General features: G+C 61.0%; 18 protein-coding genes. 7 read left to right on the forward strand and 11 right to left on the reverse strand.

Annotated features, from left to right (window positions below):
* Positions 1 to 208: 208 nt before the first annotated feature.
* The 7 genes from A9Q02_RS13990 to A9Q02_RS14020 form a co-directional block, all read right to left on the reverse strand.
* Positions 209 to 844 carry a response regulator gene (locus A9Q02_RS13990; RefSeq protein ID WP_172450980.1) on the reverse strand — a complete coding sequence of 212 codons (636 nt, stop codon included), beginning with the start codon at positions 842 to 844 and terminating at the stop codon, positions 209 to 211.
* A 103-nt stretch (positions 845 to 947) separates the two neighbouring features.
* The gene (locus tag A9Q02_RS13995) at positions 948 to 2627 is read right to left on the reverse strand and encodes a SulP family inorganic anion transporter (protein WP_097653707.1); all 1680 of its coding nucleotides are present in this window, start codon (positions 2625 to 2627) and stop codon (positions 948 to 950) included.
* Positions 2628 to 2644: 17 nt separating this feature from the next.
* Positions 2645 to 3589: an HAD family hydrolase gene (locus tag A9Q02_RS14000; protein ID WP_097653708.1), complete on the reverse strand. Its 945-nt coding sequence runs from the start codon at positions 3587 to 3589 to the stop codon at positions 2645 to 2647.
* Between the two features lie 44 nt (positions 3590 to 3633).
* On the reverse strand, positions 3634 to 5172 hold the full coding sequence (locus tag A9Q02_RS14005; protein ID WP_097653709.1) for an arylsulfatase: 1539 nt from the start codon (positions 5170 to 5172) through the stop codon (positions 3634 to 3636).
* A gap of 749 nt (positions 5173 to 5921) precedes the next feature.
* Positions 5922 to 7313: an anaerobic sulfatase maturase gene (locus A9Q02_RS14010; protein ID WP_097653710.1), complete on the reverse strand. Its 1392-nt coding sequence runs from the start codon at positions 7311 to 7313 to the stop codon at positions 5922 to 5924.
* 28 nt (positions 7314 to 7341) lie between these two features.
* The gene (locus tag A9Q02_RS14015) at positions 7342 to 8169 is read right to left on the reverse strand and encodes a hypothetical protein (protein WP_097653711.1); all 828 of its coding nucleotides are present in this window, start codon (positions 8167 to 8169) and stop codon (positions 7342 to 7344) included.
* A 67-nt stretch (positions 8170 to 8236) separates the two neighbouring features.
* Positions 8237 to 8797, reverse strand: coding sequence for an LURP-one-related/scramblase family protein (locus tag A9Q02_RS14020; protein WP_097653712.1), 561 nt, complete (start codon positions 8795 to 8797; stop codon positions 8237 to 8239).
* A gap of 371 nt (positions 8798 to 9168) precedes the next feature.
* Here A9Q02_RS14020 and A9Q02_RS14025 point away from each other — a divergent pair, with 371 nt between their 5' ends.
* Positions 9169 to 12888, forward strand: coding sequence for a two-component regulator propeller domain-containing protein (locus A9Q02_RS14025; protein ID WP_172450982.1), 3720 nt, complete (start codon positions 9169 to 9171; stop codon positions 12886 to 12888).
* On the opposite strand, the gene A9Q02_RS14030 is transcribed toward A9Q02_RS14025, so the two are convergent.
* A complete protein-coding gene (locus tag A9Q02_RS14030) occupies positions 12885 to 15293 on the reverse strand; it encodes an ATP-binding cassette domain-containing protein (protein WP_097653714.1) in 2409 nt (802 codons plus the stop codon). The two genes, A9Q02_RS14025 and A9Q02_RS14030, sit on opposite strands and share 4 nt — an antisense overlap.
* Before the next feature lie 422 nt (positions 15294 to 15715).
* Here A9Q02_RS14030 and A9Q02_RS14035 point away from each other — a divergent pair, with 422 nt between their 5' ends.
* Positions 15716 to 16282: a peroxiredoxin gene (locus A9Q02_RS14035; protein ID WP_216361521.1), complete on the forward strand. Its 567-nt coding sequence runs from the start codon at positions 15716 to 15718 to the stop codon at positions 16280 to 16282.
* Positions 16283 to 16380: 98 nt separating this feature from the next.
* A complete protein-coding gene (locus A9Q02_RS14040) occupies positions 16381 to 17148 on the forward strand; it encodes an AAA family ATPase (protein WP_097653716.1) in 768 nt (255 codons plus the stop codon).
* 80 nt (positions 17149 to 17228) lie between these two features.
* Here A9Q02_RS14040 and A9Q02_RS14045 read toward each other — a convergent pair whose 3' ends face one another.
* Positions 17229 to 18860, reverse strand: coding sequence for an MFS transporter (locus A9Q02_RS14045; protein WP_097653717.1), 1632 nt, complete (start codon positions 18858 to 18860; stop codon positions 17229 to 17231).
* Positions 18861 to 19322: 462 nt separating this feature from the next.
* On the opposite strand from A9Q02_RS14045, the gene A9Q02_RS14050 reads away from it, so the two are divergent.
* Complete coding sequence (locus A9Q02_RS14050) at positions 19323 to 20618, forward strand: hemolysin family protein (protein WP_097653718.1); 1296 nt, start codon at positions 19323 to 19325, stop codon at positions 20616 to 20618.
* A gap of 112 nt (positions 20619 to 20730) precedes the next feature.
* On the opposite strand, the gene A9Q02_RS14055 is transcribed toward A9Q02_RS14050, so the two are convergent.
* Together A9Q02_RS14055 and A9Q02_RS14060 are read right to left on the reverse strand one after the other, a co-directional pair.
* A complete protein-coding gene (locus A9Q02_RS14055) occupies positions 20731 to 22149 on the reverse strand; it encodes a sensor histidine kinase (protein WP_097653719.1) in 1419 nt (472 codons plus the stop codon).
* Positions 22146 to 22820 (reverse strand): response regulator transcription factor, encoded by a 675-nt coding sequence (locus tag A9Q02_RS14060; protein ID WP_097653720.1) that lies wholly within the window; start codon positions 22818 to 22820, stop codon positions 22146 to 22148. Before A9Q02_RS14060 ends, A9Q02_RS14055 begins: the two co-directional genes overlap by 4 nt.
* A gap of 197 nt (positions 22821 to 23017) precedes the next feature.
* Between A9Q02_RS14060 and A9Q02_RS14065 the strand changes: the two genes are divergently transcribed.
* From A9Q02_RS14065 to A9Q02_RS14075, 3 genes are all read left to right on the forward strand, one after another.
* A complete protein-coding gene (locus tag A9Q02_RS14065) occupies positions 23018 to 23479 on the forward strand; it encodes a hypothetical protein (RefSeq protein ID WP_097653721.1) in 462 nt (153 codons plus the stop codon).
* Between the two features lie 56 nt (positions 23480 to 23535).
* Positions 23536 to 24573 (forward strand): hemolysin family protein, encoded by a 1038-nt coding sequence (locus tag A9Q02_RS14070; protein WP_097653722.1) that lies wholly within the window; start codon positions 23536 to 23538, stop codon positions 24571 to 24573.
* Between the two features lie 78 nt (positions 24574 to 24651).
* On the forward strand, positions 24652 to 25074 hold the full coding sequence (locus A9Q02_RS14075) for a universal stress protein (protein WP_097653723.1): 423 nt from the start codon (positions 24652 to 24654) through the stop codon (positions 25072 to 25074).
* Positions 25075 to 25411: the final 337 nt, after the last annotated feature.

Genomic DNA, 25411 nt, shown 5'->3' on the forward strand with positions numbered 1-25411 from the left:
CCGGTGTACGGGCACCCCTTGCGGGTGCCCTTGCGGGTGCCTTGGCGGGGTGCATACACGGAAGATGCAATCGCCCTAGGGGGGAGGACGAGGCTCGGCGGTGGGCCTAGTCGTCGGGTGGGCTCGCCAGGCGCGTCTAGGTGGGATAGCATTCGCCACCATACTGATTCGTGAAAACCAGGTTGCTTGTGTGGCGAATGCTTCGGCCTTACACTACCTTGTGTTGGACGGCCAGACCGACGGCTTCGGTGCGGTTGGCAGCAGACAGCTTGCTGAGGATGTTGTGGACGTGATGGCGCACGGTGTTGCGACTGATGAAGAGTTGCTCGGCGATCTGCTCGTTGCTCAAGCCGGCAACCATTAGACGTAGCACCTCGCGCTCGCGCTCGGAGAGGTCGCCACCGGGGATAGGCGGGGCATTCAGGGCGTTCACCAAAGCTCTGGTGACATCGGGGCTGAGCACAGGTGCACCGGCGAAAGCCGCACGAATGGCTGCGACCAGATCGCTGCCCTGGGCGTCTTTCAGGAGATAGCCGATCGCCCCGGCTTGCAACGCCTGCTGGACGATCTCACCTTCGCCAAAGCTGGTCAGTGCTAGGACACGTACCTGCGGAAAGCGCCGCCGTAGTTCGCGCGTGGCTGTAATGCCATCCATCACCGGCATCATCATGTCCATGATGACCACGTCGGGGGCGAGTTGCGCGACGAGTTCCAGCGCTTCACCACCGTTTGCGCCCTCGCCGACAATCTCAATATTGTCGGAGCTTGCGAGGAAGAAGCGCAGGCCTCCCCGCACCACAGCATGATCGTCAACTAAGAGTACCCGAATAGGTGGGTTGGTCATAAACTCCTCCGCGCTGCGCATGTGCGCTCAGTCTCAACGGGCAACGGTACGATGGTTTAAGTGTAATGGATTTTCATCAAAAGGGTGAAGTCGTCACGCGGGTTCATCCTTCCTGCGCTTGTGCGTCAATCCAACGCTCGGCGGCGTCCATTGCTTCCTGGAGCGCCTGACCAACGCGTTCGTCCACGATGAAGATGTTTCTTCGGCCAAGGGCATGCAACAGCCCCGTGCGCTCGAGCTGAGTCTCGACGGAGGGGGCCACCCCTGAAAGCATCAACCGACTATTTTGCCCGCGCAGCGCCTCGGCATAGCGAGCGATTACATCCATGAAGGTGCTGCCCAACTCTGTCTCGCCCCGCAGCACCAGAATGACGACTGCGTTGCGTGAGCTTTCCGTCACTGTCGGAAGTTGCGCGTTGAAGACCGGGGCGGCGGCGAAGAAGAGGCTGCCGTAGGGAACCAGAATGGTCACCTGGCGACCGGGCACCTCTGCGGGTGGTTCACCCTCGACCGGGTACTGCCCCGGCTCGATCTGCAGGGCCACGACTCGTACGCGGTTCGACTGCTGGAACACGTACAACAGCACTGCCAGGCCTACGCCCATCAGTACAGAGTATTGTAACGGAACGAGCAGGCCGGCGCTAAAGGTCAGGAGCATCACGGTCTGCTGAACCACCCCGGTCTTCCAGACCGTCACTACCTGGCTGAGCCTGAGCGTACGGAAGCCGATGACGATCAGCAGTCCCGCGAGGGCGGGCATCGCTATTAGGCCCACCAGCCGCCCGAAGAGCAGGATGCCCAGGGCGATCACGACGCCGGCCACGATATTGGCCAGGCGTGAACGGGCGCCCGCCCCGATGACCAGCGACGTGGCCGACATCGATGCGCCGACCGGCATGCCCTGAAGTACGCCGGCGACAATGCCCGCCGCCCCTTGCCCAACGAAGTCGCCCGACGCATTCGGGAAGCGGCCATCGGGGTTGGCAACTGATGCGCTGATGCTCGCGCCCTGCACCAACCCGACAAAAGCGAGCGAGAGCGCGGGGATGAGCAGCACGGGGACAAGCGCCAGCGACGGCAGCACGGGCATGGGCAGTGAACTAGGGATGTCGGCGAGATCCTTCGCCAGAGCAATCTGCTCGGCGCCGGCCAGAGGGACGATCAGCGAGACAAAGAAGAGCGCGACCACCATCCCCAGGGCCTTCAGGCGCGTCTGTTCGAGGGTCAGGATCAGAATGATCGTCAGCACCCCGGCCGCCAGGGTTGGCACATGAATCTGCTCGAGGTTGCGCAGGAGATCAAAAGTCCTGACCACACGGTTCGGCCCCGAGCTATTGTAGCCAGTGAAGTCATCCAATTGCCCCAGGATGATCAGCAGGGCGACGGCGTTGACGAAGCCGACCATCACCGATTTTGGCACAAAGCGCACCAATTGGCCAAGCTTGAACAAGCCCGCCGCTAGCATGAGCACGCCGGTCAACACCGCCAATGTGAAGAGCGGGACGTTGGGATCCGACGCCTGCGTCACCAGGGGCACGCTGGCGATGATCAGCGCCATGGCACTGGTGGCCTGCACAGACATAAAGACCGAGCTGGTGAAGAACGCGCCCGTGATTACGCCGGTCATGTAGCTGTAGAGGCCGTAGACTGGATTGACCAGCGCAAGCAGGCCCGCGGCCAACCCGCCGGGGATGCTCTGGATGCCGAGCACCAGGCCGGCGCTGAGATCCTCGCGGACGGTGGCGGGGTTAAAGAATTTGCGGCGTGGGAGCGGAAGGTTCATAGTTGTCGCTTTTCCAATCAGCCACCGATGTCCGGGAAGACCTGACGCCAGTCGTCGCGCATGCTGATGACTGTCCAGCTCTGGGTACGGGCCGCATCTAGGGCGTGCTCGGCCCCGGCTGTATAGGCGAACTCGCGCTCGTCATCGTCGTGCAGCACGAGGAGACGCAGCGTTGGCAGTGCTGAGCCGCTTGCATACTGGAGCATCGCCAGGTCGCCGTTGGAGTTGCCTGCGGCAAGGATAGGGCGGCGACCAACAACACCCCAGATCTGGATGGGCTTGTTCGGCCCGTCGTCAATCACATCAAGCTCGGCCTTCTGCACGATTGTTCCGACACCGTCACGCAGTTCGTAGGCATAGGCTACCGTGCTACCGATCACGCGGTCACGGGGGATGGCATAGAGTGCCTCGGCGATGCCGCGCAGAAACTCGCGCCCGCTCCCCGAGACGATGTAACAGGTGAAGCTATGGCGCTCAAGAAAACGCAGGAGTTCGAGCATCGGTTGGTAAACCACTGCGGCATAGGTACGGCCGAGGGTGAGGTGCTGTTCGTGGGCGACAAAGGCCGCCGCTTCGGCTTCAACCTCCTCGACGGCGCGGCCATCAGCGAGGGCCAGCACCGCCTCCACTACGAGCTTGACATCGGTGTCATCACCCTGGTAATAGCGCGTGATCGCCCCACCTAGCCAGGCGTAGTCTTTGTGGTAGGCTGCCTGCCACGGCTGCTGTTCGCGCAGCACCGGGTCGTGCTCGGCCTGCGCGGCAAATTTGCGCAGCAGCAGGTCGAGTTGCGCGTACAGCGGTTTTTCACACCAGAGCGTGCCGTCGTTATCGAAGACAGCAACGCGTTCGGCGGGCGGCACGTAGTGCGAACTAGTTTCGTCGGTCACGGCGGCCACGAAGGCGAGGATCGCCTGGCGGGTCGGCGTGTCGTTCCAGTTGGGGAGAGTGGTATCTGTCATAGATGAAGGGAGGGTGGGAGAACCTGGTTCTCCCACCCCATAATTTAGTTGTTGCTCAACGCATCTTCCATCTTCGCCATGACCTGGTCAATGCTAAAGCTCGCCGCCTTCATGCGAGGCGGGAACTCAAGGAAGCTGGACAGGAACTGTTGCACGACAAACTGGGCCGCATAGATCATGTAGGCCCGGTCGATCATCCAGTCCCAGTAGGTGTTCGAGGTGATGTCCGCCCGCTCATACGGGTCAGTGCGCAGGTTGAAGATCTTGGGGATGCGCAGGAAGACGAACGGCTCGGCCCAGATCTGGACAGTTCCGGCCATGCGCTGCTCGGCAAAGACCACCTTCCAGTTGTCGTAGCGCAGCGACACCAGGTCACCATCGTCCGAGAAGTAGAAGAAGCCCTGACGCGGCCCCTTCGCCTCCTCACCAGTAAAGTGCGGCAGGAAGTTGTAGCCGTCTAGGTGAACTTTATACGTCGTGTCGCCAACCTGATGACCCTCCTTGAGCTTGGCCCCAATCTCTGGCTCACCGGCGGCGGCGAGCAGCGTGGGCAGCCAATCTTCGAGGCTAATGATCTCGTTGGAGACACTGCCCGCCTTGATCTCAGCAGGCCAGCGCACCAGCATCGGGATGCGATAGGCACCTTCCCAGTTCGAGTTCTTCTCGTTGCGGAAGGGGGTCATCGCACCGTCAGGCCAGGTGTTCATATGCGGGCCGTTGTCGGTCGCGTACATCACGATCGTATTGTCAGCGATGCCGAGCTCGTCGAGCAGATCGAGCACGCGGCCTACGTGTTTGTCGTGTTCGACCATGACATCGTGGTACTCGGACTGCCAGCGCCCAGCCTGGCCAAGCACATGGGCCGGCGGGTGGACGCGGAAGTGCATCCAGGTGGTATTGAGCCAGGCGAAGAAGGGCTTGTCGTCGGCATGGGCGCGTTTGATAAAGTCCTGGGTCGCGTCGACAAACTCGACGTCGCAGGTCTCCATGCGCTTGCGGGTCAGGGGGCCGAGCTCTTCGATGCGCTGTTTGCCGACGCGCCCCCAACGCGGATGCTCGGTCGGGTCGTCCTCGTCGGTGGCCCACGAGTGGATCATGCCGCGTGGCCCGAACAAGGCCTTGAAGTTGGGGAAGTCCGCCTCGGGCGGGTAGTCCACGTGCTCCGGTTCCTCTTCGGCGTTGAGGTGATAGAGGTTGCCAAAGAACTCGTCGAAGCCACGGGCGGTGGGCAGATACTTGTTGCGGTCGCCGAGGTGATTCTTGCCGAACTGGCCGGTCGCGTAGCCCAGCGGCTTGAGTAGCTCGGCGATGGTGGGATCCTCAGGCTGAATGCCCTTGTCGGCCCCCGGCATGCCCACTTTGGTCAGACCGGTGCGGTAGGGGCTCTGGCCGGTAATGAAGCACGAGCGGCCCGCAGTGCAACTCTGCTGACCATAACTGTCGGTAAAGCGCATCCCCTCGTTGGCGATGCGGTCAATGTTGGGCGTACGATAGCCCATCAACCCGTCGCTGTAGCAACTCAGGTTGGTGATGCCGATATCGTCGCCCCAGATGAGCAGGATATTCGGTTTCTTGTCGGTCATCTGCAAGTCCTCACTTTCCGGATAGAGCTAAGACACATTCGAAAACGGGCAGTAAATAGTTCCGTGTGGGCGCTTCCCTACCAGAGCTTGCCCCTACGCACAGGGTTGATGCAAAGTCCTTCTGATCGTCCGCAGATTACGCAGATTACGCAGATTAGGGCTTCCGCATCTGCGTAATCTGCGTAATCTGCGGATGCTATCTAACCCTACTGGGACTTTGCATGAGCCCTGCGCCCGCGCAGGCAGTGCCGTTAGCGTGACGCTTGCTCAGCTTGGCGTTTCATCGCCAGTTCTTGCTGGAGTGCGAATCGCGAGCCCGGCTTGGCTGGTAGGATCGCGCCGATCAGCCAGAGGATGGGGAAGAAGATTCGGTTGGGCCAGGCAAATGATGCTGGATAGCCAATTGTCGGTCAAGAAAACGATAGGTTATACCAATTCCGCTTGAAGGTGCCACATTGTCATGCTGAGCGCAGCGAAGCATCTGTGTCGTCGGGACGCCCGAGACCCTTCGCTTCGCTCCTGAGAAACAAACCTCATGGTCGGATCGCAACGCCTCTGCGGTCATTCCGAACGAAGCCGCAGGCGCAGTGAGGAATCTGCCCTGATCGTCATGGAAGACCCCTCACGTTCGTTCGGGGTGACATGGGCAGGGTTCGGGGTGACATGGGCGGGCCGGTGCAACACCCTGGTTGCTCACGGCATCACTGGCCCGCAGGCCATGTGGTACTCAGAGTGACAATGCGGCCTCCTCAACGGTAAATGGTATTAGTGGGCGAGTCCGCCCCGGTCTTCGCCCGAGCAGGCTGCGCCCCGTGACAGTGCTTGAGCTTGCGCCCACTCCCGCAGGGGCAGGGGTCGTTGCGCCCTGCTTTGGCCAGGAGGCGCGCAAACTCGGCGTCGGCGCGCGCGAGGATCGGCATGACTTCGGCGGCGCTGCGCCCCTGACGAAGCAAGCCAGCGATGATCTGCAACGGCTGATCGATATGAGTGAAAAAGGCTTTGTAGCCCGCGCAGAGGTAGTTCAGCCCCGGTTCGCCATCGGGGGTCAGGATGAAGCGGTTCTTGGGACACTCGCCGTTGCAGGCGAAGCGCACCGGGCATTGCTGGCACATCTGCGGCAAAGTGTCGCGTTTGTCCTGGCCGAACTTCTGCATCTGATCCGAACTCACCAGTTCGATCATTGGTACGTCTTTGATGTTGCCGAGCTTGTGCTTTGGCTCGACAAAGTGATCGCAGGTGTAGAGGTCGCCGTTGTGTTCGAGGGCCGGGCCGAGGCCACAGGTCTGGTCAAAGACACACATCCGCGGGCTAAGACCGAGCCAGCTACGAGCGGCTGCCTCGAAGGTCTGCACAAAGACCTTGCCCACGTCGTGGCGAACCCACTCATCGAAAATCGTCGTTAAGAAGCGCCCGAACTGCTCGGCACCTACCGAGCGCTCCGAGACGGTATTGCCCTCCTGAAGCAGCGTACGCCCGTCGGTGTTGATGCGCTCGACCACCGGGATGAACTGGATCCAGTCGGTGCCAACCTCGTCGCGCAAGAAGCGATAGACCTCGAGCGGATGATCGGCGTTGGCGCTGTTGACCGTCGTGAGCACATTGAAGTCGACGCCGTGCTGCTGGAGCAAGCGCAAGCCGCGTATGACCTTGTCGAACGTCGGTTTGCCGCCCTTGTCATAGCGATAGATGTCGTGCAGGTGGGCGGGACCGTCGAGGCTAATGCCAACGAGGAAGCCGTGCTCCTTGAAGAAGGCACACCACTCGTCGTCGAGCAGCGTGCCGTTGGTCTGAATGGTGTGCTCGAAGCGCATCCCTGGGCGACGGTGGCGCTCGGCGATGGCCATGGCGCGACGGAAGAAGTCGAGCCCCATCAGGGTCGGCTCGCCGCCTTGCCATGCGATCGTGACGTGGTCATTGGCATGACCGGCGATCAACTGGCCGATGTAGGCTTCCAAGACATCATCGGCCATGCGGAACCGGGAACCGGGATAGAGCTGCTCTTTGGCGAGGAAGAAGCAATAGGCGCAGTCGAGGTTGCAGATCGCCCCGGTGGGCTTGGCAAGGACGTGAAACGCGGACGGTCGCGCCCCGTTGGACGTGACCGGCGCGGTGGTATTGGCACCTGTGCTGAGGGCGACCATGCCTCCTCCTCCTATACGACAGCGTGGCTTACCAATCTTGGCTGAGCTCAGCGAGGATGGCATCGGCGGTGGCGGTCGCCTCATCAAGCGTAGCCTCGCTGATCAGTTCGGCGTCGACCAGAATGTCGATCGCCTCGGTGGCGTCGGCCTCGGTGAGCAAGCCGGCGACGACGAGGGCGCGCACGGCCTCGGCGGCGACGGTGGAACGGAACGCTTCGACGCCAACGACAGTGGTAATCGCCGAGGCCATCGCCTCGCGCTGCACCTCTTCGGCGGCAGTCAGCGTGGTAAGCGTATCAAGCAGGGCCGCGCCGCGCACTGCCGCCGCCCGCTCGATGGCGACTTCGGCCTCGACGACCGCGTTGAGCTCTTGACCAACGGCCAGCAGCGCGTCACGGGTGAGGAAGCCCTGCGCAACCATGTAGCCCCCGGCCTCAGTGATTGCAGCCCCAAGACCAAGCGCCCAGGCGTGCTCGACCAGCACGAGCGCGGCGGCTGTTCCGGGCGCAAGGTCAGTGACCGCCGCACGAATCACGTCGAGGTCGAGCCCAGCCCCGTGCTCGGGGCTCAGCATGGTCTCGGCTACCGGTGCTTGCTCGGTAGAGGCCTCGACCGTCGCGATGAGGCCGAGCAGCGGGTCGATCAGGGTACCGAAGGTACTCACACTGCCATCGGGCAAATCCCGCTCGTGGAGGGTCTGAACCGTGCCATCAGCCTCTTTCAGCACAAACTGCAGGTCGAGAACCCGGATCATGCCGTGGCTGCGCAGCTCGTCGAGCTCACGCAAAATCTGGCCCTCGAACCGGTCAACGCGGTCAAACGCAAATGTAAGCACCTGGATGGGTCCGCTTTGCATTGCTGTTCCTCATTTCTATTATCGTTGGTGGGCGAGCGAAGCTTCGCCCGCCCACCAACGGAAGATTCTATCGTCCACCGTGCGCCATCATATCGATCACAATCGCCACCGCGAGGATCAGCCCCTCGTTCTGGCCCGGCTCGACGGCGACACCATAGGTATCGCGCAGACGAAACCACTTCTTCGAGACCTCGGCAATCTTGCGGTCGCCGTCGCCGATGGTATATTCGTGGTGGAGAATATTGCCCTGTACCTCGAGGTCAGGCCCACCGCCGATCTTCACGGTCCAGCGGTCGCGCACCGGAGTGATGAGCGCCTTGCGCACCGTTGCCATGGTCTTGCCATCAGGCCCCTCGATCTCCATCGTATCGCGCACGCGGAGCATCCGCTCCTGCACGCGGCACTGCAAGTTGCCCTGAAGATCCTCAATAAGCAAGGTCTTGCGGATGCGCAGCGCCTTGCCGTCAACCTTATACGCCCGTCGACCGTCGCTATCTTCGATCCAAAAATCGTCGCCGATAGCGACCATCCGCTGGCGTACCTGGTAGCGCACCGCAGTTCCACGGCGTCCGAAAGTTTCACGCTCCTGTTGGCGATCTTCGCGCCGAGCTTGTTGTCGTCCGCGCATTGTTTACTCATCCTTTCGTTCTTGGTATGAACCAAGGTTTCAGGCTACTTCACAGTTATGTCTATGCGACGACCGAAATTCTATGTGGGAATACCAATGACGGTTCGTACCCCCGCATGGTCATGCTGAACGGAGCCGCAGGCGCCGTGAGGAATCTGCACGGATCGGCGTGGTTGTGCCCACTGAGTGTACCGCAGGCGCGTTCGTAGCGGATGAACTGTTTGCTTGGTTTGCTGATGGCTCTGGTAGATAGCGAGAATGGGATAGATGAGGACAAGCATCCGCCTATCCAAGAGGATAGTCCGTCCTCCGTTATACGACCTTATACTTATGCTATGCACAGCTCCACAGGTTCTCTCATACGTGCATACATGTGCGTCACACGCTGGGCGGTAGTTGTCGTCCTGATGCTGATGCTGCTTGTCCCTGTCCACAGCGTCGGTGCGGGCGAGGCGGCTATGGCTGCGGGGCAATTAAAGGTGTGGATGCTGAGCATTGCCGAGGGACTTCCCCACCCCGCGGTGTATGCCATTGCGCGCGACCCCTTCGGCTTTCTCTGGCTCGGCACCCTCGAGGGTTTGGCACGCTACGACGGCCATCGTTTTGTCGTGTACCGTCCCGATCCAACCAACCCGAACACGCCCGTCAGTGGTCAGATCGAAACGCTCTATACTGACCGTGAGGGTATGCTCTGGATCGGCACGCTCGCGAGTGGCCTCAACCGCTACGACCCGCGCAGCGAGCAATTCACACTCTACCATCACGATCCTGCCGATCTGTCCAGCCTAAGCAGCAACGCTGTGCGGGCCATCTACGAGGATGCCGTAGGCACCCTCTGGGTTGGCACGCTGGACGGTGGTTTGAACCGGCTCGACCGTGCGACGGGGCGCTTCACCCGGTACCGCCACGACCCGAACGACCCGTTCAGCCTGAGCGATGATCGGGTTACGGATATGCTCGACGACGGGCGTGGCGGGCTCTGGGTTGCCACAGGGGGCGGGCTGAATCGGTTCGAGCCTGCGACTGGACGGTTCACGACCCATCGCCAGAACCCCGCCGACCCAGACGCGATCGGCGGCAATGCGGTTGCGACGCTCTTTCGCGACAGCGCCGGTACGCTCTGGGTGGGCGTCACCGGTGCCGGCCTCTACCGCTATGACGAGGCAACCCAGCGCTTCACCAGCTACGCGGGACTGCCAAACAGCAACGTGGTAGATCTTGCCGAGACAACCCCGGGCGAGCTCTGGGTCGCCACGTATGGCGGCGGTCTTGTCCAGTTCGACGTAGCGAGTGGGCGCTTCACTAACTTCAATAGCCTCGTGGTGCAAGGTGGTGGGCTAGCAACCGAGAACATCGAAAGCCTCTTTCCGAGTGGCGATGGGCTGCTCTGGGTCGGAACGGAGGATCGTGGCGTTGCGATAGTTGATCTAGTGCCTGGATCCTTTACCGTTCACACGGCCAACCCGAACCCGGCCAGTGCGCCCGACGCCCTCTGGCCTGGCGTGATCCGGGCTGCCGTCGAGGATCTTGACGGTGCGTTATGGCTCGGCGTAGCCGACTCGGGGCTTGCCCGCTTTGAGCGTGAGCGGGGCGTTGTGACGCACTATCGTCACGATCCGGCTGATCCCAACAGCCCCGCTGGCAACCGCCCCCAGGCTTTGCTGCTCGACCAGCGTGGGACGCTCTGGATCGGCTACCACACGGGGCTCGACCGTTTTGACCGTGCCAACGAGCGCTTTATCACCTACCCGGTCAACCCTGCTGACCCGGCGGCCCTCAGCCACGGCGACATCTACGACCTGTACGAAAGCCGCGACGGGGCCATCTGGATCGGCACGCGGGGCGGCGGACTGCTTCGCCTCGATCCGCAAACCGAGCGCTTTACCCGGTATCGCCACAATCCTGACGATCCGACCAGTATCATCTCGGACAACGTCGGCGCGATCGTCGAAGACCAATGGGGCAACCTCTGGCTCGGCCACGAGGGTGCCGGGGTGAGTCATCTCGACCAGGTGACTGGTCGCTTCACCAACTATCGGCACAATCCAAACGATCCAAACACACCGGGGTCGAACACTGTACTGGCCCTCTATGCCGACCCGGCGGGCATGCTCTGGGCGGCTACCTGGAATGGCGGGCTGAATGGAATCGACCCGGCGACGGGAAGCTTCACGCGCTACACCGTCGCCGACGGGAGGCTGAGCGCCAAGCTGAACGGGATCCAGCCCGATGACGAAGGCAACCTCTGGCTCACCTCAAACCAAGGTCTGATCCGCTTCGAGCCGCGCACCGGTAAGAGCTTGGCCTATACCGCTGCCTCGTCAGGCTTACCACCAGGGGGCTTCCCGCTGAACGGCTCGGCACGCACGCGCTCTGGCGAACTTATCATGGGCGGGTTCGACAACTTGGTCACTTTTTTTCCTAGCGACGTGCGACCGCAGACCGACGTTGCACCGGTGGTGTTTACCAATGTGCTGGTCGCCAACCAACCGCTTGTTGTTGGCCCGACGGCCCCCCTGACCACCACGATCAATGCGGCAAGCGAACTGAACCTCACCTATCGCGATCAGGTGCTCAGTCTGGAATTCACCGCCCTCGACTATCGCGCGCCTGATGCGGCACGCTACCGCTATCGGCTGGTCGGCTTCGCGCCAGAATGGGTCGAGGTCAACAGCGAGCGCCGCCTCGCCACCTATACAAACCTGAACCCGGGCACGTACACCTTCGAGCTTCAAGCCGCCAACAGTGAGGGCGTCTGGGGTAACGCGCTACGGCGGCTACGTATCACCGTTGTACCGCCCTGGTGGCAGACGTGGTGGTTTACCATGCTGACCGGCATGCTCCTCATGGGGAGCGTCGTTGGTGGGGTGGGTCTGCGGTTGCGTGGGGAGGAGCGCCAGCGGCATCGGCTCGAAGCCGAAGTCGCCGCACGCACCGCCGCCCTGGCCAGCGCCAACAGCAGCCTGGAACGCCAGGTGCAACTCGAGCGCACGCTGATCATGAGCCTCGATCTCGATACCCTACTCGGCGGCATCCTCGATCAGATCAGGGAAGTGGTACCCTTTAGCACCGGAGCGATCTTCACGCTCAAAGAGCAGACGCTCACCCTCCGCGCCTTGCGGAGCCAAAAGGTCGCGCAGCGCAGTGAGCCCCTGCACCTTCATCTCGATGAGATCCCGTTGCTCCGTCAGATCCTCACCATAGGAAAAACACAGGTGCTCAGGACTGCCGATATTGACAGCAACGCCCTGGACTATGTTAGCACCATGCTCGGGCAGTCGGTAAGCGCCCAAGCCTGGCTGGTGGTGCCCCTGCTCGTGCAAGAGCGGGTGATCGGTGTCCTAGTGCTCACGCACCCGCAGCGAGACAGCTATGGCTCGTTGGAAGTGACGCAACTCGAGCCCTTTGTCAGCCCGGTCGCGCTTGCGCTTGAGAATGATCGCCTACGCGAACACGCCCGCAATGCCGCGACCCTGGCAGAGCGGGCCCGCGTGGCGCGTGAACTGCACGACGCGGTGACCCAGACCCTCTTCTCGGCCAGCCTGATCGCCGAGGCGCTGCCTGATGCCCTAGCGCGTTCGCCCGAACGAGCGCTTGTTGGTGCGGAAGAGTTGCGCCGACTGACCACCGGTGCGCTGGCCGAGATGCGTACGCTGCTGCTCGAGTTACGGCCCAAAACCCTAACCGAGATGTCCCTGGGGCGGCTCGTCCAGATCCTTGCCACCTCGCTGCGCAGCCACAGCGCCGTCACGATCACCGTGACCATCATCAACGACTGCACCCTGGCCCCGGCCGTGCAACTGGCCTGCTACCGCATCGCGCAAGAAGCGCTCAACAACGCGGTGAAGCATGCCGCCGCCGCGACGATTGCGGTGAACGTCGATTGCAACCAGGATGAGGTCTGCTTACGCGTGACTGACGATGGCCGTGGTTTTGAGCCAACGCACGGGGCGCACAGCGGCCTAGGCCTGGGCATTATGCAGGAGCGAGCGAGCGAGATCGGGGCGCACCTCACGCTTGACAGCAAGCCCGGCGGGGGCACGACGATCAGCTTGCACTGGCAAGCGAAAAACGTCAGGCAATACGATTAGATGCGGCGTTCGGCAGGGCCTGGGATGGCAACCTGCGGATGACTCCCGACGAATGCCGCCAGGTGCTCGCCGGTCAGCGTCGCTCGCGCCGCCACCAGGTCAGCCGGCGTACCTTCAAAGACGATCCGTCCACCGTCGTGGCCTGCGCCCGGGCCGAGATCGATGATCCAGTCGGCGTGCGCCATCACCGCCTGGTGATGCTCGATCACGATGACCGATGTCCCCGCTTCGACGAGCCGATCCAGCAGATCGAGCAACTGCTTGATGTCGGCCAGGTGCAGCCCGGCGGTCGGCTCGTCGAGCACGTAGACCCTGGCGTCGCCACCCATGTGCGTTGCGAGCTTGAGCCGCTGTCGCTCACCGCCCGATAGCGTCGTGAGCGGTTGGCCGAGCCGCACGTAGCCCAGTCCTACGTCGGCCAGACGTCGGAGAATCGCTTGCGCAGCCGGCGTACGCGCCGCGCCTTCAGCGAAGAAGCCGACCGCCTCATTGACCGTCAGGTCGAGCACCTCGGCAATGTTGAGCCTGCCGAGCCGATACTCCAGCACCGACGCTTGAAACCGGCGGCCTTCGCACTCCTCGCAGACTGTGGTGACGCCGGCCATCATCCCCAGGTCGGTATAGATCACCCCGACACCATTGCAGGTAGGGCAGGCGCCCTCGGAGTTGGCGCTGAACAGCGCTGGTTTCACGCCATTGGCTTTCGCAAACGCCGTGCGAATAGGGTCAAGCAGGCCAGTGTAAGTCGCCGGGTTGCTCCGTCGCGAGCCGCGGATCTGGGCTTGTTCGATCGCCACCACGCCGTCCCGCCCCGACACCGAGCCGTGGATCAGCGAACTTTTGCCCGACCCGGCCACGCCGGTCACGACGACGAGCACGCCGAGTGGCAGGTCAACATCGACATGCTGCAAGTTGTGCGTACACGCACCGCGCACCTCCAGCACGCCCGATGGCGTCCGTACCGATGCTTTCAGCGCGGCCCGGTCTTCCAGATGACGCCCGGTGAGCGTGCCGCTGGCCCGCAACCCCTCGACCGTGCCCGCGAAAACCACCTCACCACCGGCGGTACCGGCGCCAGGACCGAGGTCAACGACGTGGTCGGCGATGGCGATCACCTCTGGCTTGTGCTCAACGACCAGAACCGTGTTGCCCTTATCGCGCAGCCGCAGCAGCAGGTTGTTCATGCGCTGGATGTCGTGGGGGTGCAGCCCAATCGTCGGCTCATCGAAGACGTAGGTCACGTCGGTGAGCGACGAGCCGAGGTGCCCGATCATCTTGGTGCGCTGCGCCTCGCCACCCGACAGCGTACCCGACGGACGGTCGAGGCTGAGGTAGCCCAGCCCGATCTCCACAAACGAATCGAGCAGGTGTTGGAGCTTGGCGAGCAGCGGGGCCACCGACGGCTCGTTCAGGTCGCGCAGCCACACGGCCAGATCGTTGATCTGCATCGCGCAGACGTCGGCGATGTTCTTGCCGTTGATCATGGACGACCTGGCCCCTTCATTGAGGCGGGTACCTTTGCAATCAGGACAGGTTGTGAACGTCACTGCCCGCTTCACGAAGGCACGAATATGCGGTTGCAGCGCCTCGATATCCTTGGAGAGAAACGATTTCTGCACCCGAGGTACGAGCCCTTCGTAGGTCAAATTGATGCCGTTGAACTTAATTTTAACCGGCTCCTTGTAGAGAAAGTCGTGGAGCTCCTTTTTGGTATATTGGCTGATCGGCTTGTTCGGGTCGAAGAAACCCGATTCGGCGTAGATCCGCACTTCCCAACCACCCGCCTTGTAGCCCGGAATCGTGAACGGCCCCTCAGCGAGCGACTTGCTCGCATCGTACAGCTGGCTCAAGTCGATGTCGCTGATGCTGCCCATGCCCTCACAGCGCGGGCACATGCCGCCGTGGTAGACAACGTCGCGCACCACGACTTTCTCGCCTTTGCCCTTGTCAACGCTCATTGACCCGCTGGCAGTACGCGTCGGGACGTTGAACGAATAGGCGGTCGGAGGCCCAATGTGCGGCTGACCAAGGCGGCTGAACAGGATCCGCAGCATCGCGTTGGCGTCGGTAGCGGTGCCGACAGTGGAGCGGGCATGCGCGCCCATGCGCTCCTGGTCAACGATGATCGCAGTCGTCAGCCCTTCCAGCACATCAACCTCGGGCCGCGCCAGGGTTGGCATAAAACCCTGCACGAACGCACTGTAGGTCTCGTTAATCAGGCGTTGCGACTCGGCGGCGATCGTGCCAAACACCAGCGACGACTTGCCCGACCCCGAGACCCCAGTAAAGACCGTCAGCCGACGCTTGGGGATCGCGACATGGACATCCTTCAGATTGTTCTCGCGCGCACCCTTGACGCGAATCAGATCGTGGCAATCGGCGGGGTGCTGATTGGAAGGAGCCATACAAACCTCCGCAGGGAACCATTACATGGTGCAAACCGCTATACTTCGCGGCATTATAGCACATATGAACGCACGGCACACCCTCAGCCGCCAATTTCACTAGGGCGATTGCATCATACGAAACCGGATACAACGGGGCACCCGCAAGGGGCGGGCACCCGCAAGCGGCGGGCACCCGCAAGGGGCGGGCACCCGCAAGCGGCGGGCACCCGCAAGGGGTGCCCCTACCGGGCCGGGGGTCGGGCCCGGTGTAGGGGCACCCCTTGCGGGTGCCCTTGCGGGTGCCCTTGCGGGTGCCCTTGGCGAGGTGCATACACGGAAGATGCAATCGCCCTGCCAATGTCACCGGGCAACGTATGCGCGGCGGTGCGGGGCAATGGTACAATCTCAGCAAGCCGCCATTTTGTCAGGAGAGCCATGTCGTGAGCCAACCCACCAGCTTTGAGCAACTCCCCGCCGACCTGCCCGTTCCCGAGGACGACGGTGCATGCGCCCACCTTGTCGGCTGTGCCGTCCCATCACTTGCGCTCACCGCGACCGATGGAACCACGGTCAACCTTGCCGCACTGCCCAGTCGCACGCTCGTCTATTGCTACCCGCGCACCGGCGTGCCCGGCCAAGCGCTCCCTACCGACTGGGACACTATCTCCGGTGCTCGCGGCTGCACCCCAGAGGCATGTGGCTTCCGGGATCACCATGCCGAGCTTCGCGCTCTGGGTACGACAGTCTTCGGCCTGAGCACCCAGGACACCGCGTATCAGCAGGAGTTTGCGGTGCGGCTGCATCTGCCCTTCGCCATCCTCAGCGACGCCGAGCTCCGCTTGACCACCGCCTTGCGGTTGCCCACCTTCACCGTCGACGGGATGCGCCTGATCAAACGCCTGACCCTCGTGTTGCACGACGGAGTGATCGAGCACGTCTTCTACCCAATTTTCCCGCCCGACACCCATGCAGGGCAGGTTGTCGCCTGGCTCGCCGACCACCAGTGACGGAGATCGCTCGTCCCACGGCGGTCGAGCGTATGGGATCGCCTGTGATCACGCAGGCGAAACCCTTTGAGGGGGGACGATTCCACAAAAGGAGAACTATGACACTGTTGCGCAGATTCTTCGCAGGCGTTCTTTTCGTCCTTGCGCTGCTGACCTTCCTGCTCGCTGCGACCGGGACGATCGGGGCCTGGATCGCCAAAGCTACCGTCGATGAGACGACACTTGCGATGGTCGATGTCATCACCGACTACCTCGATCTGGCGATTCAGACAATGGACACCCTTGACAGTAATGTTGCTGAGGTAGAAGAGAGGCTCCGTTTGGTGCAAACCAGTTTGGCGTTCCTTCGTACCGAACGGGCCAATGGGCCAGTGGCGCAACAAATGCAGCAAGTCGTTACTGAGGAACTGCAACCTGCGCTGGAACAACTCACCTCGCGTGCCCAACGCCTTCGTGAGGGCCTAGAGCGCTTTAACCAGCGCATCGAGCAACTCAACCAGTTGCCCTTTCTCGACGTGCCCACCCTTACCAATCCGCTGACGACCCTTGATGGCGAGATCACTGCCGCCCGCGATCAGACCCGTCTTGTGCGTACGGCCATCGAAACGCGCGATAACGTGCTCCTCCTGTCTGCCACCGACCGGCTCGAAGAACGCCTGAACCAGGTGCGCGCCACGCTGGCTGAAGGCAGGGAGCGCACCAGCACCGTTCAATTGGCGCTGATCGATGTTCGCCAGGCCCTCACCTTCTGGTCAACGGTGAGTACAACCACCATCAGCGCCCTGCTGGTACTCTTTGCCCTCGGCCAGCTCAGCCTTGCCGCGCATGCCTGGGGATGGATGTTCGGTCGGCGAAAGACCCGGTAGGGCCATTCGCCGACCCTAAAAAGCATGCGTATACCAGTGAAAACGGCCAACTTCGTTGGCCGTTTTCACTGGTATACGCATTAAGTTTTTAGGGCTGCCTCCTCAGCACGCTTAACGCCACGCAACCAGAACCACGCGACGGCAGCAACGGCCAGGCTGACGGCACCTGCCAGCACCAGGGCCGAGGCGACGCCAACACTAAAGGCTTCGCGGTACGCCGCCATTAGCCCAAGACCGACGATTGCGCCCGGTGCCTGGGCAATGTCGTCGGCGGTGATCCCCTGGCGAAGAGCCGTATCAACGGCTTGCAGCGCGACGGCTTGCTGCTGCGGGGTCAGCGTCAGATCGACCATGCGCAGCTTGAAGTCGGCAGTTCCGCTCAACGCCAGGACGGTAGCGAGCAATACGCCAGACAGGCCACTGCCGATGAGCCCGGCAGCCCGGTTGAGCCCTGAACTGAGGCCGATCAGGTCGGCTGGCAGGGCCGCAAAGAAGAAGTAGGCCCACGAGGCCGAGGCGATCAGGAAGCCGATGCCGAACAGCATCATCATCGGGATAATGAACAGGTAGGGCGTATTCGGGCGCGCCAGCGCGGTGAGCAACATCGCCACGCCCATCGCCGCCAGGCCGCCGCCCACCGATACATAGGCCGGCTGACTGGTGGTAAAGCGGGCGGCCCAACGTAGGATGAAGAGATTCCCGAGGAAGACCGGTGCTAGTGCGACCCCAGCAATGAAACCCGGAAGCTGCCGTGCAGTGAAAAAGAAGCCGTACAACATCTGGGCATAGCCCACCAAGCCAAAGCTGAGAGCCGCCGAGACGAGCAGCAACAGCGACAGGAAGTGGCGCGGAACCTCGTTCGCCGCACCACGAAAGAGGTTCTGCCGACGGGCAAATTGGGTCCAGACGATCAGCAGCAGCAAGCCGAGCGCACTGAAAACGCCCGCCGTGACGGTGATCGGGTTGAACCAGGTGCCGCTAAGGCGGGCCATCACGAGGCCAAACATGGCGGCCAGAAAAACCATCGCCCATGCCGCAGCGGTGAGCGCTTCGAAACGCCCGAAGCCGCCCTGGGCACGGCTTTCTGGAACATAACGCCAGGCAAGGTAGAGGCCTACCGCACCGACAACGATCGGCAAGACGAGCGCCGCACGCCAGCCCCACCAATACTCAAACGGAATGCCAAGCAGACTCGCCAGCACCCCCACACCCGTCACAAAGGTGTAAATCACCAGCGCCCGCGTGCGCTCGGTACCCTCAAAGGTCAGGCGGATCAGCGCCAAGGTAAGCGGAAAAGCCAGGGCACCCATCACGCCAACCATCGCCCGTAAGAGGGTGAGCGCCAGCAAATTGGGGGCGAGCAGCGAGAATAGGTTGAAGAGCGTCGCCCCCACCGCGCCGATCAGCAGGATCTTGCGTCGGCCAAGCAGATCACCCAGGACGCCGCCGATAATTTGGAAGGCCACAAAGAGCAAGACACCCAGACTGGCGAGAATACGGTACTCGTTCCAGCCTGTCCCGAAGGCCGACGAAGGAATCTCGTAGCCAATCATCCATAAAAATGGCTCGGCTTGCAGGGCAAAGGCGACCGTGCAGCAAGCCGCCAGAATCCACCAGCGCTGCGGGTCGTCGTACTGGCGCGGTGATGGTACCGTCGGTACGTCCGTCACCGTTCTTCTCGTATCAGCCACATCGCCTGAATCGCTTGCCATCGTCACTCAACTCCTTCAATTGAATTGGGGTCACCAAACATCGTGTCCCACATCGGGGTCAGAGTAAAGATGACAAAAAGAGCGTATGCAAAACCTTCTGAAACATGCTTTCATTATACCTGGGAGCGCGGGCGTCCCGCCCGCGCTCCCAGGAAAGTCCGAACACTTTGTTGGCAGACTACTGATTAGTCTGTAACCTAAGTTTCTTGATCCCAACGGGGGCTTCGACAGGCTCAGCCTCTGTCCGTTCGCCACGCCCATCGTCCGCCGTTGGCTGAGCTTGTCGAAGCCACTACCGAGAGCAAAAAACGTACGTCACAAACTACTGATAGCGCCCAAGCCGTTCTTCTGATACCATAACTGTAGCCATTGCGTTTGGCTTGGATGAGGATCAACCGACACGCTGGTGACATCCGCTCCAGATGCCCTTAGCATCACACAACAGAAGGTAGCGCGATCAGTATGACCTTTGAAATCATCATCATCCTGGTATTGATTCTGGCCAATGGAATCTTTGCAGGCACAGAATTAGCCATCCTGGGGGCAAAACGGGGACGGTTGGAGCAACACGCTGCCGATGGAAGTGTCGGGGCGACGGCGGCCCTCCGGTTACAAGACGATCCTAATCGCTTTCTCTCTGCCGTCCAGGTTGGCATTACGCTGATTGGTATTCTCACCGGCGCGTTTGGCGGTGCCAGCCTTGCCGCTCGTCTGTCGCCGTTGCTAAGTAGCCTGCCTGTGGTTGGCCCGTATGCGACCCAACTCGCGTTTGGCATTGTCGTTCTGGTGATAACTTTCTTCACCCTGGTTTTTGGCGAACTGGTGCCCAAACGGCTTGCGTTGCTCAAGGCTGAGCAGTATGCCATGCTGATTGCCACCCCAATGACCTTCATTGCCCGGCTGAGTAGCCCAGTAGTCAGCCTGCTGGCCTTCTCCACCCAACTGGTACTGCGCCTCCTCGGTCTCGATAAGACCCGCCCGGCGCAGGTGACGGAAGAAGATATTCAGGCCCTGGTTCGTGAAGGTACGTCGGGGGGCGAGGTCACGTTGCACGAACAGCAACTCATTGAGAGTATTTTCGAGTTTAGCGATCAGCAAGTGCGTCAGATTATGACCCCGCGGCGCGATATTGTTATGATCGAGGCTGAGGCAACCCTGGGTCAGATCATGCATCAAGTGCTGGAGGAGGGCTACTCGCGCTTTCCGATCTATCAGGATACACCTGACCAGATCATTGGCATCGTTCATGTCCGTGATCTGCTGATGCTCTATCACCGCGAAGGCGAAGATGCGCTGGTGCAGAGCGTCATCAGTTCGCCCCTCTATGTCGCTGAACATAGTCTGGCGACCCAACTCCTGGCGACGTTTCGGAAACAGCAGCGGCACATGGCAATTGTTGTAGGCGAAGAAGGTGGCGTGGAAGGCCTCGTCACGCTGGAAGATGTGCTCGAAGAGATTGTGGGCAACATTGAAGATGAATTTGATGAACCTGAACCCGAATTCATTGTGCGCCGCGAGGATGGTTCATGGCTCATTGATGGGCGCCTCCCAACTGATGATCTGAAAGTACTCCTGGAGGTTGAAGACCTGCCGGACGAAGCGATCTATCGTTATGATACGCTCGCTGGCCTGGTCATCACATTGCTCGGCCAGATTCCTACCACAGGCGATTATGTGGACTGGGATCGCTGGCGGTTCGAGGTCGTCGATATGGACGGACGGCGCATTGACCGTATCTTGCTGACCAACAAAACCTAGAGGTGCGCACCTCTTCGCGTGCGCTTCTTTGACGCAACGGCGCAAGGGCGCAAGGGTTTTCGCGGAGGTGCGTACCTCTTCGCGCCTTCGCGTGCGCTTCTTTGAAATGGTCTTAATGGCTAGCCGAGGCCCCGATCGCAAGCGGTAGCTGCATACGAAAGGCGGAACCCTGACCCACCCAACTCTGTACCGCGACGCTGCCGCCGTGCGCTTCGACAATGTACTTCACAATCGCCAGGCCCAGGCCCATCCCACCGGTGGTGCGCGAACGTGTCTGTTCGACCCGATAGAAACGATCCCATAGATGCGGTAGATGTTCGGGCGCAATGCCTGGGCCGTTATCAATGACGGTGATGGCGGCCATATCGTTGGCAAGCGCTTCCAAGTGTACGGTCACCTCTGTGCCGGGCGGCGTATAGCGGACAGCATTCTCGATCAGGTTGCGCAAGGCCTGGGTCAAACGCTCGCGATCACCCTCGATCACGAGGCCGGGCGCGATGACGGGGGTAAAGCAGTGGGTCGCGAACAGCCGTGCACTGGTTATCGTCAGTTCGGCCACCAGCGTGTCCAGGGTCACGGAGGCACGCGCAATCACCTGCGTGGCATCGGCCTGCGCAAGGAGCAACAAATCATTGACCAGGCGGCGCATGCGCTGCGCTTCATCGCTCGCCTCATCGAGGCACAGTTGGCGTTCGGCGGGTGCGAGGTCGCGCCGCAACAAAGCGAGGTTCGCCAGTACCACAGTCAGGGGCGAGCGCAGTTCGTGCGACGTGTCAGCCAGGAGGCGACGCTGCTGTTCCAGGGTCGACTCGACGGTTGTAACAAGATCATTGATTGTTGCCGCAAGCTGGCCGACCTCATCGCGGCGCGCAGGATCAGGCAGCCGCTCGTGGTAGTCGCCAGTCGCGGCAATCGAGGCCGCCGTGCGGGTCAGGCGCGCCATTGGTGCGAGGGCGATGCCCGTCAAGACGGCAGCGCTGCTGGCAGCAAACAGCAATGCTCCGATGCCGCAGATCAGCAGCAGGATCCGCGCTTGCGCCAGCGTACGTTCAATTGGTTCAAGCGACTCGGCGACGAGCAGCAATGCATCCGGTGCAAGCGTGGCTGGCGCACGGGTAACGAGTAACCGCAGATCTTCGTGATCGCCGGCCTGGACAGTTTCAATGACCTGGGGGCCTTCCAGGGCCGTGGCGAGCAACGGCAACGCCTCTGGCAGGCGATCCGCGCCCAGATTCGGTGAAGAGGCGAGCAGATCGCCAGACGGCGCACGCAGTTCCACGTAGATGCCAGGGGCGCTGAACTCGACCAGGGGCGGCAGATTGGGCAGGTTGGTGCTCGCCCCCGACAGTTTGGCCGCAATCAACTCCTCGCGCACCAACGCTGCCCGCTCTTGGAGCCGCACATCAATCTCAGCAAGCAGGTTGGCCTGCAAGATCAGGTAGAAAATCAGGGCAAACAAACAAATGGCCGCTCCCGTCAGCACCGTGACCAGGATCGTGAGCCGGAGGCGGAGCGAGGCAGGGCGCTTCATAGGGCTTCCTCGCGTAGGCTGTAGCCAACCCCACGCATAGTGTGAATGAGGCGTGGCTCGTGATTGCTCTCGAGCTTATCCCGTAGACGTGCGATATAGACTTCGACCACGTTGCTTTCAACGTCATAGTTGCCCCAGACACGCTCCATGATCTGTTCACGCGTCAGGACATGACGTGGTGAGCGCATGAGAATGTGCAGGACAGCGAATTCTCGGGCCGTCAAATCGAGCCGTCGCTCGCCCCGGAAAGCCTCGTAGGTCGCACCATTCAGGCGTAGGTCAGCAAAGACGAGCAGGTCTGCCGAGGCAGGCTGAGTGCGGCGGAGTAGAGCACGGACGCGAGCCAGTAGTTCGTCGAAGTCAAACGGTTTGACCAGGTAATCGTCGGCACCACTGTTCAACCCTGCCACCCGATCCGGCACCGAATCACGGGCTGTGAGCATAAGGATAGGCGTGTTTGTCCCGCGTCGCAACCGCCGACAGACTTCCAGGCCATCAATGTCAGGCAGCATCACGTCAAGAATGACCAAATCCGGCGGATCGTCGCGTGCGATGCGCAAGGCTTCTGGACCATTGACCGCCGTATGAACCGCGAAGCCTTCAAAGCGTAACCCTCGACTTACGACGCGGGCAATCTTTAAGTCGTCGTCAACCACCAGGATCGTCGTCATTACCCTTCTCCTTTTAGACCCACTACCTTGCAAAGAAGGTGGCTATTTTGACGCCACGGCGCAACGGCGTCAACTGGAAAGCTCCCTGAAGCCTTGTTTTACGGTTGCATCGGAATCAAGTATAGCATGCCCCCCTGTTAGCTTCTTGTTACGTCGTATTCATCACGGTGAAAGCTTTTGTTGGTATCATATGAAGTATGCAGAGTCGCTGGATGGTGGCTGAGTTCAACACAGTGCGTATTTTTTTCGATCCGTTTTTTGATGCTACTCTTGTCGTATTAAGCAGCTTGCTCGCTGCCATGGTACTTGTTCTCGCGCATCGGCTATTCAGCTTCAACCTTTATCAGGCCTGGTTGGTGCTTCGCCAGATCGTAGGTTGGTTGTTGATCATCATTGGCATGCTGGGCATGATCTTACCAGGGCCAGGCATCCCGTTCTTCGTCCTTGGTGTCCTGCTCGTTGGGCGACGGCATCGTTTGATCCGCCGGAGTTGGGTCTTGTTGCGCTTGCACCTGCGTCGCCTGGGCCAACGTCCTGGAATGATTGGGCGTGTCGCACAGTTCGCGTATCGGCAAATTCAACGCACGCGTGCGCAGATGAGACCGATGTTCCGCAATGTGAGCGCGAGACACCACCGCCGGGGTGAGCATCGCCGCTAAGTAACACTGGTTTAAAGGATCTTCTTTTTGCAGAGCTACGGTGCCTATCAATACATATGAGTTTACTCTTTTTCATCATCTTCCTGACGCTGAGCGTCTCAGCCGTTTGTTCTGGGGCCGAAGCGGCGCTCTTCTCGGTCAGCATGGTACGGGTTCGCCAACTCGCCGAAGGCGGCGGGGCCGCAGCAAAAACCTTGTTGCAGATCCGCGAAAACATGGCACGTCCGATCAGCACGATTGTGGTGCTGAACAATATCGCGAATATCGGCGGGAGCCTGCTGATCGGTAATCTGGCGACCGAAGTCTTTGGCAGCCAGTGGATTGGCGTCTTTTCAACGTCACTCACGCTCGCCGTGATCATCTTTAGTGAGATCATCCCAAAGACGCTTGGCGAGCGCTATGCCGCGACGATCGCGCCAATCGTGGCCAGGCCTGTCCAGTTCTTGACGATCCTCTTTACGCCGATTGTCTGGCTCATCGAACGCATCGTTGCCCCGATTGTCAGCACGAACCAGGCACCCACGACGAACGAAGCCGAAATTCGCCTGCTGGCGCGGATCGGTCAGCAGGAAGGGGTCATCGAGCGTGACGAGTCAGAGATGATCGAGCGCGTCTTCCGTCTCAACGATACGGTCGCCGGCCATATTATGACCCCGCGGGTCAGTATCACCTATCTCCTCGCCGACGATACGCTTGCTGAGGCACGCGAAACGATGCTGAATGCTGAACATTCGCGGCTGGTTGTCATCGGTGATTCCATTGACGAAGTGCGTGGCATCGCGTTACGGAGTGAACTGCTCGCGGCGTTGTTAGCTGGGCAGGAACAGCAGGTCGTCGCAGAACTGATGCGCCCGGCAAACTTCGTGCCCGCCAGCATGCGGGCCGACAAACTGCTGGAAGTCTTCCGCCAGACGCGTCAGCACCTCTCGGTCGTCATTGATGAGTATGGCGGCCTTGCCGGCGTGGTCTCGCTTGAAGATGTGCTTGAGGTGCTCACCGGCGAAATTGTGGACGAAACCGACCGGGTCGCCGACCTGCAAGCCGAGGCGCGCCGGAAGAATCAGAACCGCTTTGAGCAACCATCCGAGACCTGATACGGTGAGGGTTGCCTGGATGGAACCCTCGCCGCATCTGATCGTGTGCATTGCCCCAGACCTGTGAGGAGGTTCACGATGTTTGAACGTATAGCCTTCGCGACCGACGGTTCGCCAGTATGCGAGCGAGCAGTCGACTATGTCGCCTCATTAGCGCATTGTTACGCCGCGCATGTCCTGGTGTTGAACGTTGCCGCAGCCCCACCAGTTGCGATGAGCGAGCCCTACCTCCATTATGCCTTGTTAGCCAGACGCCAGGAAGCCGCCGCCTGCGTCGATCAGGTACGCGAGCGCCTGCGTGGCATGGGGATCATCGAGGTTGAAATGGCCGTGCTTGAAGGCCGTCCTGACGAAGCTATCCTTGAACAGATCGAGCAATGGGGTGCCACCTTGCTTGTGATCGGATCGCACGGCGAGCACCCGTGGCGCGATCGGATCTTGGGCAGTGTGAGTCTGGCCCTGACGCAGCGTGCTCCATGTCCAGTTCTGGTAATGAAGTGACGGCTCCCAAGCGTAAACGCTTGGGCTTCAGAGACTGCCTCCTCCGAAGAGAACATGGGTGGGGTGTGGCCTCTTCGATGCGCTTGTCTGTGCTGACTCTCAGGTTGGCCCCTTCCGCCGAACCAGCGCGCCACATGACCATGAGCTTTTTACCCGACGATGGATTCTTCGTCGGAACGCCCAAAACTCAGTTGGAAACGTGCATGAGATGCGCACACCTCATGACGAACAAGTGTACCATGGATACGTGCTTGGTGCAACACATGAGCGAAAGCCGCTCAAGCAGGGTGCTTCATCCCAGGCGTGAACGCGCTGGGCTTTCGCACCTAAAGGCGAG

It is taken from the genome of Candidatus Chloroploca asiatica (assembly GCF_002532075.1).
Lineage (GTDB): Bacteria > Chloroflexota > Chloroflexia > Chloroflexales > Chloroflexaceae > Chloroploca > Chloroploca asiatica.

Excerpts from the sequence above, each read along its gene's own strand:
- A9Q02_RS14025 (WP_172450982.1), top strand. The coding sequence starts at position 9,169 with ATGTGCGTCACACGCTGGGCGGTAGTTGTCGTCCTGATGCTGATGCTG.
- A9Q02_RS13990 (WP_172450980.1), bottom strand. The coding sequence starts at position 844 with ATGACCAACCCACCTATTCGGGTACTCTTAGTTGACGATCATGCTGTG.
- A9Q02_RS14065 (WP_097653721.1), top strand. The coding sequence starts at position 23,018 with ATGCAGAGTCGCTGGATGGTGGCTGAGTTCAACACAGTGCGTATTTTT.
- A9Q02_RS14055 (WP_097653719.1), bottom strand. The coding sequence starts at position 22,149 with ATGAAGCGCCCTGCCTCGCTCCGCCTCCGGCTCACGATCCTGGTCACG.
- A9Q02_RS14020 (WP_097653712.1), bottom strand. The coding sequence starts at position 8,797 with ATGCGCGGACGACAACAAGCTCGGCGCGAAGATCGCCAACAGGAGCGT.
- A9Q02_RS14045 (WP_097653717.1), bottom strand. The coding sequence starts at position 18,860 with ATGGCAAGCGATTCAGGCGATGTGGCTGATACGAGAAGAACGGTGACG.
- A9Q02_RS14060 (WP_097653720.1), bottom strand. The coding sequence starts at position 22,820 with ATGACGACGATCCTGGTGGTTGACGACGACTTAAAGATTGCCCGCGTC.
- A9Q02_RS14030 (WP_097653714.1), bottom strand. The coding sequence starts at position 15,293 with ATGGCTCCTTCCAATCAGCACCCCGCCGATTGCCACGATCTGATTCGC.
- A9Q02_RS13995 (WP_097653707.1), bottom strand. The coding sequence starts at position 2,627 with ATGAACCTTCCGCTCCCACGCCGCAAATTCTTTAACCCCGCCACCGTC.
- A9Q02_RS14050 (WP_097653718.1), top strand. The coding sequence starts at position 19,323 with ATGACCTTTGAAATCATCATCATCCTGGTATTGATTCTGGCCAATGGA.
- A9Q02_RS14010 (WP_097653710.1), bottom strand. The coding sequence starts at position 7,313 with ATGGTCGCCCTCAGCACAGGTGCCAATACCACCGCGCCGGTCACGTCC.
- A9Q02_RS14015 (WP_097653711.1), bottom strand. The coding sequence starts at position 8,169 with ATGCAAAGCGGACCCATCCAGGTGCTTACATTTGCGTTTGACCGCGTT.
- A9Q02_RS14000 (WP_097653708.1), bottom strand. The coding sequence starts at position 3,589 with ATGACAGATACCACTCTCCCCAACTGGAACGACACGCCGACCCGCCAG.
- A9Q02_RS14070 (WP_097653722.1), top strand. The coding sequence starts at position 23,536 with ATGAGTTTACTCTTTTTCATCATCTTCCTGACGCTGAGCGTCTCAGCC.
- A9Q02_RS14075 (WP_097653723.1), top strand. The coding sequence starts at position 24,652 with ATGTTTGAACGTATAGCCTTCGCGACCGACGGTTCGCCAGTATGCGAG.
- A9Q02_RS14005 (WP_097653709.1), bottom strand. The coding sequence starts at position 5,172 with ATGACCGACAAGAAACCGAATATCCTGCTCATCTGGGGCGACGATATC.
- A9Q02_RS14040 (WP_097653716.1), top strand. The coding sequence starts at position 16,381 with ATGACACTGTTGCGCAGATTCTTCGCAGGCGTTCTTTTCGTCCTTGCG.